We start from the raw sequence: 10,212 nt of genomic DNA, 5'->3' as shown, positions 1-10,212 counted from the left end.
CTCCATCAGCGAGCCCTTCGTCTCGCGCGTGAAGTTCTCCAACTGGGCCACGCGCTTGCCCGCGGCCTGGAGGCTCTGGCCCATGCTGGCCGTCGACTCGCGGGAGCGCTCCACCGCGTTCCCCTGACGGCGAGCGGCCTCCAGCAGGGCCCGCACCTCCTCGGACACGCTCTGGCAGGTGCGGCGCACGTTGCCCGTCATCCGCTGCACCTGGCTGAGCGCCCGGCGCAGGGAGATGAGGAGCCGGCGCACTTCGCGCTGGTCCCCCATGCGCTCGTGGGCGGGGTGGGTGAGGTCCCCCTCCGCCAGCAGGGAGAGGAAGCGGGTGCGCTCCTGATCGGGCCGTGACTCGCCCAGGAACCAGATGGCGTACCGCGTCACCCACAGCAGCGGTGGGGTGCCCAGCAGCAGCACGGCCCAGCCCGCCGCGTCATGGGGGTGGCCGGTGACGAGGTACTGGAGTCCCCCGAGAGCGAGGGCGAAGGGGAGCCCTCCGAGGACCACGGAGGCATGGAGGTTCTTGGGGGGCGGCATGTCGGAGTGGTGCAGACGTACACGCTATCCCGCTCCCGCCGGGGTCCCCAAATCCCCCGGGAGGCCGCACCGCCGGTTGCGGGTACGTTACGGAAGGTAACGTCCGTTTCCGCCCGTGACGCCTCGACGCAGTGCGTCCAGTTCGCAACCTATCGGAAGCACGCGAATTCCGAGCAGGGCATGGCGCTTGCGTTGTAGGCAGGCACTTCACCTGGAACCCGAACCCAACCCCTGGGGAGAGAGACCATGCTTGTTGCGCCCAAGGAGCCCATCACCGCGCGCGCCCGCGTGAAGAGCCTCGAGGAGTACCGCCGGATGTACCGGCAGAGTCTGGAGGACCCCGCGGGTTTCTGGAGCGAGCAGGCCAAGCGGCTCGAGTGGTTCCACCCGCCCTCCAACGTGCTCGACGTGGACATGCAGGAGGTGGACTTTTCCTGGTACGGGGGAGGCAAGCTCAACGTCTGTCACAACGCGGTGGACCGGCACCTGCACACGCAGCCGGACAAGACGGCCATCATCTGGGCCGCCAACGAGCCGGGGCAGTACCAGCACGTGACGTACCGCGAGCTCAAGCACCAGGTGGCCCGCGTGGCCAACGTGCTCAAGGCATATGGCGTCCGCAAGGGTGACCGCGTCTGCATCTACATGCCCATGACGCCGATGGTGGCCTACACCATGCTGGCGTGCGCGCGCATCGGCGCGGTGCACTCGGTGGTGTTCGCCGGCTTCTCCGCCGAGTCCCTGAGGGATCGCATCCTCGACTCGGGGGCGCGCATCGTCGTCACCGCCAACGAGGCGCCGCGCGGTCCCAAGGCCGTGGCGCTCAAGTCGATTGTAGACCAGGCGCTCGAGGGCCTCACCCAGGTGGAGACGGTGCTCGTCAGCCGCCGCACGAACAAGGCCGTGCCCATGAAGGAGGGCCGCGACCGGGTGCTCGAGGACGAGATGCAGAAGCACCGCTCCACCTGTCCGGTGGAGTGGATGTCCAGCGAGGATCCGCTCTTCATCCTCTACACCTCGGGCAGCACCGGCAAGCCCAAGGGCGTGATGCACACCACCGCCGGTTACACCGTCTACGCGTCGATGACGCACGAGTACGTCTTCGACATCCGCCCGGACGACGTCTACTTCTGCACCGCGGACGTGGGGTGGATCACCGGCCACAGCTATCTGATTTACGGCCCGCTGGTGAACGGCGTGACGACGGTCCTCTTCGAGTCCACGCCGATGTATCCGGACCCGAGCCGCATGTGGCAGGTGGTGGACGACTTGAAGGCGACCATCCTGTACACGTCGCCCACGGCGCTGCGCTCGCTCATCCGCGAGGGCGATGACTGGGTGAAGAAGACGTCGCGCAAGAGCCTGCGGATTCTCGGCACCGTGGGCGAGCCCATCAACCCGGAGGTGTGGCGCTGGTACCACGACGTGCCGGGCGAGGGCCGCTGCGACGTGGTGGACACGTGGTGGCAGACGGAGACGGGCGGCATCCTGATCACCCCGCTCCCGGGAGCCACGCCGGCCAAGCCCGGCAGCGCCACCCTGCCGTTCTTCGGCATCGAGCCGGTGCTGGTGGACGAGAAGGGGACGATCATCGAGGGCAATGACGTCTCGGGCAACCTGTGCCTGAAGCGTCCGTGGCCGGGCCAGGCGCGCTCCATCTGGGGAGACCACCGGCGCTTCAAGGAGACGTACTTCTCCACGTACCCGGGCCTGTACTTCACGGGTGACGGATGCCGCCGCGACGAGGACGGGTACTACTGGATTACCGGCCGCGTGGATGACGTGCTCAACGTGTCGGGCCACCGGCTGGGCACGGCGGAGATCGAGAGCGCGCTGGTGGCGCACGACGCGGTGGCCGAGGCCGCCGTGGTGGGCTTCCCGCACGACATCAAGGGCACGGGCATCTGCGCGTACGTGACGGTGAAGCCGGGCGACATGAGCTCCGAGCAGCTGGTGGGCGCGCTGAAGGAGCAGGTGCGCCGCATCATCGGACCGCTGGCCACGCCGGACCGCATCCGCGTGGTGAGCGGCCTGCCGAAGACGCGCTCGGGGAAGATCATGCGCCGGATTCTGCGCAAGGTGGCCGAGGGCCAGATGGACAGCCTGGGTGATACGACCACGCTGGCCGAGCCGCAGGTGGTGGAGGAGATCGTCCAGCTCGAGCAGCGCGAGAGCTCGAAGGGGCGCTGAGGCGCCGCCGAGGTAGGACGTGGCACCCGCGCCCGGTTTCACCCCGGGCGCGGCCGTGTCACCGGGCGGGAGTTTCCTTCCCGGGCTTCTCGAACGTGATTCCCTCCACGCGAATCCTGCGCGGGCCGCCGTCCTTCTCGAGCACCTCCAGCGCGAAGCGCTCGGTGCCGGAGCTGGGCAGGTCGATGACGAAGCTCATCAACCCCACCTCACCGAACTCCACGCCCTCCTCGGGCACCTCCGACTTCATGGCGAGCAGGCGCACCGTCTCTCCCGTGGCCTCCCGCCTCAGCGCGTACTCACCCGGCCTCCAGCGCCGATTGGGGTCCATGTTGAAGACGGAGAGGACCACCACCGTCTGGTACGGCATCCAATAGCTGATGCTGTTGCCCATCATGCCCACCTTGCCTCCACCTCCCTCCACGCCGTTGATGGTGAGGCGGCCCGCCGACTCCCGCCGGTGCAGCCACGCGGGCAGCTTGAACCCGCAGTCGTGTGGCACGGGCTCGCAGCGGAAGCGCGACTCCTGAACGCCGCTGCCGCCCACGCGGGGGGCCTCGACCTCCTCGGGCGAGCAGGTCATCCGCCCCTTCAGCAGATGTTCATGCTCCTCGTAATCCAGGGTCAGGCCCGCCAGGCTCGCCGCCAGTGCCGCTTCCTGCTCCTCCTTCGTGGGCGGAGGCCGCTGGTAAACCCGCACGCTGAGATCCGTCCGCAGCTCGCCCCGCACCAGCGTCAGCTCCAGCCGCTGGCCGTCCCGGTAGGCCACCGAGAGCGGGAGGCGCTCGCCCGGCTCCAGGTCCCCCACCACATCCACCAGCAGCAGGTTGCCGTCCTGTTGCTTCAACCGGATGCGCTCCCCGGCCCCTTCCAGCGTGGTCCGCTCCAGATCGACCTGCCCATCCATCAGCTCCACCACCGAGAGGAACCTGCGCGTCACCCGCACCTCACGCTCGGAGGCGGAAGGCCGCTCGTAGAGCCTGAGCTCGCGGTCCTCGGGCTGCCAGCCCTCGGGCAGCCAACTGCTCCTGGCCGAGGCCACTCCGGCGGCCAGGGGGAGGAGCAGCAGTGACAGCTGGAACAGGGTTCGTAAGGTAGTGCGGTTCATCATATCTCCTGGGTTGGGCTCTGCATACCTCGGGAGATTCCGGAAGTCACGTTCGTGGAGATGACCGCCGAAGTGGACTGGAGCTTGCCCGCCCGGCGCCGCCACGGTTAGCGTGGGCCTCCTCTCGGCGAAGGTTTCGCGTGCGCTCCGTCTCCTGGGTGGCTCTCCTCGTGCCGCTCCTCTTCTCGTCCTTGCCAGCCGCCGCTCGGGAGCGGCCCGTCGAGCGCGTGTCCCGCATGCGCACCGTTCACGCCTCCACGGCTGTCGGCGGGGCGCTCCCCGAGCTGTCCGTGGCGGGCGGCAGCGCCACCGTCATCACCACCGACGTCCCGCTCGGCATCGGAGGCCCGGTGCTCCAGGACGAGGGCGGGCGCGTCCGGCTCGTTCCGGTGGATGCGACCTCCTTCATCCTCCTTCCTTCCTCGGACCTCCCGGAGGGCGAGCGCCTGGTGCTCACCGTGCCGCTGCCGCCGGGCGATTCCCTCCAGCTCGCGCTCGTCACCCGCCGCGGCGAGGTGGATGGGGAGGTGCGGCTCGTCCGGCTCCAGGCGCCCGTCGCTGGCCAGGAGGGCGTGAGCGACGTGGCCCGCCTCCTCCAGGCCGCATCGGTGGCTCAGGTCGGGCTGGCCCCGCCGAAGACGTGGGTGCGCCTGCGGGCTGGGATTCACGCGGAGGTGGAATCCGTCCTCCGCATTGGCCCGCACGTCTTCATCACGCTGTCCTCGCGGCCTGTCTGGGATGGCAATCCCTCTGTCCGGGACTGGGAGCGGCTTCAGCTCCGGGCATCACGGGGGGATGGCTCCACGCTGGTGCTGCCCCTGCTCCATGTTCCGTCGTCCTCGGGAGATGCCGTTTCGCGGCACACCGTGGTGGCCACCCCTCCCGGAGGGACCGCGCACCTGTTGCTGGGGGTGAAAGGCTCGTCTCTCCCGGAAACCATTCTCGCATTGCCATGAACAAGCCCCTGCATCCCAACCAGCTGCGTCCGGGACACAGGGTGCGGGAGTACCTCGTGGTGCGCCGCCTGGGCGCTGGCGGTTTCTCCCTCCTCTTCCTGGTGGAGCACGAAGGCGATTCGTACGTCATGAAGATGGCGTTGCAGCCGGCCTCGGACGCGGACGAGGACCGCGTGGACGGCTGGATGCGCCGGGAAGCGGTCTCGCTGGAGCACCTCTCACACCCCAACCTGTTGCCCGTTCACGAGCTGGGGAGATGGCCGGATCCCCGGACGGGTTACACCTTCTTCGTCACGGACCATGTTCCAGGTGGCACCTTCCACGACTGGCGCTGGAAGAAGCGGGCCACGACCCACCAATGGGTGGGCGTGCTGATCGAAATCCTGCGTGCCCTGGAGGTGATGCACGAGCGAGGCGTGTGCCACCGTGACCTCAAGGCCGACAACATCCTGGTGCGTGAAGGCGATGACTGGCCCTTCCTCATCGACCTGGGGGCCGTCCACCTGCCGTGCGCGCGACCGCTGACGGAGGGGCTGGCGCCGGGCACGCTCTACTGCCAGCCCCCCGAGGCCATCCGCTTCCTGTTGGGCAAGGAGGTGCTCGAGAAGGGCTCGCGCTTCGAGGCCCGGCCCGCGGCGGACCTGTACGCCATCGGCATCCTCATCTACGAGGCGCTCACGGGTCTGCGCCCCTTCGATCCGGCGCTGCCGCTGGAGCAGTTGCTGGTGGCCATCGTCACCGTCTCGCCCGCCGAGCCCCGGCAGCACGCGCCCGAGGTTCCCGCGTCCCTCTCCGCGCTCGCCCTGCGGCTGCTGGCCAAGGAGCCCGAGCAGCGCCCCGCCAGTGCCCGGGCCGTGCGCGAGGAACTGGAGCGGCTGCGGGCGGAGGAGGGGCATCTGGAGTCCTGGCGGGTGCCGTCGGTGCCGCTCTCCGAGCGCGAGAGCACCCCGGCCGCGGCGGGCCCGCGGTCGGAGCCGGGCCCCGTTGGAACGCCTGGGGATTCCGCGGGCGCGGCCCGTGCGAGGTGCTGGCCGGTGGTTCTCGTGGAGTGGGCCTTCGTGCTGGGACTGCTCGGGCTAGGGTGGTGGCTGCTTCACTTGCCTCCTCACGTGGAGTCCACCGCGCCGGCTCCGTCGGCGCTCGCCGAGCAAGGAGCACCGCCCGTGCCGTCTTCCCAGAACAGCCAGGATCCTTCCGCCACCCCTCCCTCGTCCGAGGACTCCGCGCGCTGGTGCGCCACGATTCGTGCCGTGTGGGGGGCGTCGCTCGTGCAACTCGCCGGATGTGCCCTCACCACCGCCGACGTGCGTCCGTACTCGGCCGGTTTCCTCGAGCGGTGCCCACCCGAGGCCCGCGCCACCCCGCTCGAGCTGGGTTTCGAGCCCGAATACCTCTACCCCACCTACATGACGTCAGGCACCCCGGCCTCCTCGGCCTATCCTCGCGAGGAGGGTGGACCCCTCAACGTCAAGCCAGGGCCCGTCACGGCCTTCATGAAGCCTTTCAATGGCGGCCCGAGATTCAACGTGGAGGGCGAGGCGAAGGTCACCCCGATGCGTGTCTACATCCGCATCAATCGCATCCAACGCCCTGACGGCTCCTGGTTGCCCATCTGCGGAGCCGCCGTCAGCATGTGGGAGTCGGTGTATGGGATTCCAACGTATGATGGATACCCTTTGACCGATGCGCCGTTGGATCAGGTGGACCGCGGCGGGGGCAGCATCATCATCAACGTGCCCCGCTTCGAGACCGCCATCATGCCACCCGAGGGAGAGCCCCGGCCCGACGTGCGCCAGGTGGATCCCAACGAGCCCCCGGATATCCGGCTCCTGAACCCACCGGAGCGTCAGCGCTACTGAGGCCGGGCCCCGGACTCACTCGTTGACGTCAATGAGCATCACACATTGGGCCACATCACTCGTTGACGTCAACGAGTGCGGGATGAGGAGCAACCGGGGCGTCAGGGGGGCGGGTTTCCCGGGCCGGTGGCGCGGTGGCGCTCGGCCTCGCGGAAGGCCTGGGTGAGGGAGAAGTCGAGCAGGGACTGTCGGGAGCGCAGGTAGTGCCAGGCGCGGATGAAGGGGAGCCAGACGCGATCGCCGACGAGCACCTGGTTCTCCATGAGCTTGTCGCGAGGAATCCACTGGCCGTCGAGGTGGTGCACCAGGACCTGGCCCAGGTAGGCGCCCACGGCGGGAACGGCGAGCTTGTCGAGGCCCTCGCGGGAGCGGGTGTCGGGGACGTCCTCGCGCCAGAAGAAGAAGTCGATGTCGGTGAGAGACTCGGGGGTGGCCTGGCGGACGGAGGGCACCTCGATGTGGAGCATGGCCACGAGGTGCTCGGCCAGGAGACTGTAGCGCTCGAGGAAGGGCTGGGGGTCGGCCACGTCCTGGGGGAGGGCGGAGCTTGCGGGCAGCCACTGCCTGCGCTCGGGCAGCTGCCAGGAGTTGAGCTCGGTGGTGAGGCGGGGGCGCTCGTGGCTGGAGACGTGTTCCACGACGCGGGAGAAGAGCGGGGCGGCATCCGGGTGGAAGTGGGGCCGCACGGGGGCGAGGGCGGCGCTGCGCTCGCGCAGGCCGTGGAGCAGGGTGTCGAAGTCGAGGTCCGGGCGGAGGTGGGCGTGAGCGCGGGCCTGGGCGAGGCGGGCCGCGTCGCTGGAGAAGTCGGCGGCGGTGGGCCACGTCACCAGGAGGATGGAGCCGTTGGGCAGCTCCTCCACCCGGTGCGCGGGCGTGGAGAGCATGCGCTCGCGGCCTACGCTCCGCACCAGCTCGGGGCCGAAGACGTTGAGCCACCACACCGCGTAGATTTTGTCGAAGCCGTCTCTGTGCGCGGTCCTTTGATCTCGGCCGAAGTAGGGGGCGCCCGCCAATGCTCTGTCGTCAGCGCTGTGGGCAGTGGCGTAGGAGACGGGGTAGCGGGAGGCCCAGGCACGCACCATCTCCACGAAGTGCTGGCAGCGCTCCTCCTGAGCGAATAAGGAGAGCGGTTTCACAAGACCAGAGAATTTCAGGAGAGGAGGTCGTGGCCGGAACCAGAGGCGGAGTGTCAGGTCTAGCGCGGGCTGTTTCGTCCGGTAGAGCCCGATGCTCATGCTGATGTCGTCGTGCTCCTCCTCCAGTGATTTCCAGAATGCGGCGCGGGAGTATTTCCGGTTCCGCTTGCCTTGGACAACATCCGGCATCCATCCGTCCGCGTGCTCCTCGAGCGCCTGGAGGAAGGGTTCCAACTCACTCCGCCGGGCTGCCTGATCGTCAAAGGCTCCTTCAAACTCGAGCCAGAGGCTGTCTTCCGACTTCCAGCCGTACACGCTCAGCGTCTTCATTGGAACAGCACCTCCACTCCTGGCACCTTGTCCTGGGTGGCTCTCACGGCATCCTCCAACGAGCTTGGATTCACGGGCTGGAGTGCGCCACCCTCGTAGATGAGGCGGACCCGCTGGACGTCCACGCGCAGCTTGAGCCCGGGACGGACGATGTCCAACGTCTCACCGTAGTACGCCAGGGCTTCTCTCGCATCCGCCTTCATCTGTGCTTCCATGGCCTTTGAATCCATTCCCGAGAAGTCACGGCTCTTGAAACTGAAGGTCTCCACGCGAGGAGGTTGTGCGGCGGGTGGCTTCTGCTCGATGACGAGCACGTCCGCGAAGCGCAGCCCGGTCTCGGGTTTCCTCACGCCCACGTAGGTCTCCACACGCGGGGAGTCGAAGTCCTGGAGGAAGTGGCGCTGCGCCCGGGGAAGGGCCGCATCGTCGCGCAGCAGCTGTGCCCTGCCGCGCTCGAACCTCACCCCCCGGAGGAGGAAGTCACGCATCCGCTGGTAGCCGTCCCACTTGAGGGGCGGCTCGAGTTGCACGCCTTTCTTCGGCTTGCCGCCCTGCCGCAGGTCCGCCATGCGCCCCTTGCCGTATTGGAGGTACTCGCTCCAGAGCGCGTGCTCCGTGGCGCCGGCCGGCGGCGTCTTCTCCAGGGCCGCCAGCTGCTTCTCCAGCACCGCCACGTCCCCGGACAGGCGCGGGCCAGGAAGCTCGAGCTCGAGCTCCAGGACCTTGGAGTCCAGGACCTCGCGGGAGAGCCCCGCCGCCTCGTCCACGAGTGAAGCGACGCTGCCCGGGCCCTTGGGGACTCCGCCGTGCGTCCGGGTGGCGCCGGGCCGCTCGGACTTCGCCTGGGACAACCAGGCCTGTGCCCTGGGCACGTTGCCCCGGGCCTCGTGGAGGGCCAGCGCTCCGGCCTCTCCGCCGTCGATGACGAGCAGGGCCGCCTCGGGGTCCGCCCGCAGGTAGCGGGCCACCTCTCGCAGTCCTTCTCCTCCCAGTTGTTCCCGCAGCCGCTGCGCCGTGGCCTTCAACTCCTCCAGGCGCAACTCCAGTGCCTGGATCCGCCCCTGGGAGAGGGCGCGCACGCCCTTGCCACCCGCGTACAGGGCCACCATGAGCACAGCGGGAGTCAGCTCGCGAGAGGCCTGCTCGTACTGGCCCTGCGTCAGGGACTGGACGCCGTGGCCCACCCCGGCCGCCAGGGAGTAGAAACCCAGGGGCACTCCGAAGGTCATCTCGTCCAGGACGCCCAGCAGCACGTTGCCCGGCTCGAGGGCCCGCCGCGCCAGCGCGTCCTCCACCGCGTCGAGGGCTTGCCGGTAGGGCGGAGGCAGCTGCCCTTTCTGGGCGGCGTAGCTCAGGAGCGGGCCCGTCTGGAACAGCGGGGCGGAGGAGAGGGCATCGCCCAGCCCTTCGCGAGCACCCCGCAGGCCATCCCCGAGGCGCTCGGGCCGGTCCGGGTAGTCCGGGAGGTGCACGCCCCTCTGCCGCAGTTGCTCGCGGGCGGTGGCCATCAGCCCCAGCGTCTGCCCCAACCGCTTGTCCGCGGCGAGTTGGCGCAGCACCTGCTCCAGGTCCTTGTCGAAGGAGGAGTGGATGATGAAGAGGGCGAACACCTCGGCGAGCGCGGGGCCGTACTCCCGGGTGGCGGTGATGAGGAAGGAGGCGCGCTTGCGGTTGAGGACTTCGGTGGCCTCGGGAAGCACGGGCCCCAAGGCGCCCAGCCGCACGGCGCTCCAATCATCCAGGCGCTCCACCAGCCAGGCCATGTCCACTCCGCGCTGCAACTGGACGAAGGCCGCGGGCGAGGTGCACGAGAGGAACGGGGCGAGCAACTCCTCGGCGTCGCTGGAGGACTGGCCGGGCCAGCCCGGAGGTGGTGGTGCGCAGCCATCCGCCGGAGGCTTGTCCTCGCCAGGGCCGGCCTCCGCGCCTCCCACGGCGTGCCATGGCTCGTGAGGGCCGGGCGTTCCCTCGGTGTGGCGGAAGGAGACACTGGCGCCCGCGGTGGTGCACCCGCCCAGAAACACCAGTACCGCCACCGCCAGGAGGGCCCTCCCATCGAAGTGCGTGTGGTTCTTCTTCGTCATGAGAGGCGCTCCGTT

At 69.1% G+C, this 10,212-nt stretch carries 6 protein-coding genes and 1 pseudogene; 3 read left to right on the top strand and 4 right to left on the bottom strand.

The genetic code is table 11. From position 1 onward, the window contains the following. Nucleotides 1-534 (bottom strand): annotated as a pseudogene (locus Q664_RS50680) (ABC transporter substrate-binding protein); the annotation flags it as partial. A gap of 246 nt (nt 535-780) precedes the next feature. Here Q664_RS50680 and acs point away from each other — a divergent pair. After that, entirely contained in the window at nt 781-2,724 is a 1,944-nt protein-coding gene (acs, locus tag Q664_RS50675) for an acetate--CoA ligase (protein WP_043414501.1), read from the top strand. 58 nt (nt 2,725-2,782) lie between these two features. On the opposite strand, the gene Q664_RS50670 is transcribed toward acs, so the two are convergent. Beyond that, the gene (locus Q664_RS50670; protein ID WP_043414498.1) at nt 2,783-3,835 is read right to left on the bottom strand and encodes a DUF2381 family protein; all 1,053 of its coding nucleotides are present in this window, start codon (nt 3,833-3,835) and stop codon (nt 2,783-2,785) included. 137 nt (nt 3,836-3,972) lie between these two features. On the opposite strand from Q664_RS50670, the gene Q664_RS50665 reads away from it, so the two are divergent. Both Q664_RS50665 and Q664_RS53925 read left to right on the top strand, forming a co-directional pair. Next, entirely contained in the window at nt 3,973-4,788 is an 816-nt protein-coding gene (locus tag Q664_RS50665; RefSeq protein ID WP_043414494.1) for a DUF2381 family protein, read from the top strand. Continuing rightward, entirely contained in the window at nt 4,785-6,647 is a 1,863-nt protein-coding gene (locus Q664_RS53925) for a serine/threonine protein kinase (RefSeq protein WP_052519723.1), read from the top strand. Before Q664_RS50665 ends, Q664_RS53925 begins: the two co-directional genes overlap by 4 nt. A 101-nt stretch (nt 6,648-6,748) precedes the next feature. Here the strand turns inward: Q664_RS53925 and Q664_RS50655 are convergent, their stop codons facing one another. Together Q664_RS50655 and Q664_RS50650 are read right to left on the bottom strand one after the other, a co-directional pair. Next, a complete protein-coding gene (locus Q664_RS50655) occupies nt 6,749-7,735 on the bottom strand; it encodes a hypothetical protein (protein WP_326938822.1) in 987 nt (328 codons plus the stop codon). A gap of 374 nt (nt 7,736-8,109) precedes the next feature. Continuing rightward, nucleotides 8,110-10,197, bottom strand: coding sequence for a hypothetical protein (locus Q664_RS50650; RefSeq protein WP_084611017.1), 2,088 nt, complete (start codon nt 10,195-10,197; stop codon nt 8,110-8,112). Between the last annotated feature and the right edge of the window lie 15 nt (nt 10,198-10,212).

The sequence above is a fragment of the Archangium violaceum Cb vi76 genome, assembly GCF_000733295.1.
Classification (GTDB): Bacteria; Myxococcota; Myxococcia; order Myxococcales; family Myxococcaceae; genus Archangium; species Archangium violaceum.
The sequence above is the reverse complement of the archived record's forward strand: the minus strand, read 5'-3'. Positions and strand labels throughout refer to the sequence as shown.

Bases quoted from the DNA above. Each gene is read 5' to 3' on its own strand.
- acs (WP_043414501.1), top strand. From the start codon at position 781: ATGCTTGTTGCGCCCAAGGAGCCCATCACCGCGCGCGCCCGCGTGAAG.
- Q664_RS50670 (WP_043414498.1), bottom strand. From the start codon at position 3,835: ATGATGAACCGCACTACCTTACGAACCCTGTTCCAGCTGTCACTGCTG.
- Q664_RS53925 (WP_052519723.1), top strand. From the start codon at position 4,785: ATGAACAAGCCCCTGCATCCCAACCAGCTGCGTCCGGGACACAGGGTG.
- Q664_RS50650 (WP_084611017.1), bottom strand. From the start codon at position 10,197: ATGACGAAGAAGAACCACACGCACTTCGATGGGAGGGCCCTCCTGGCG.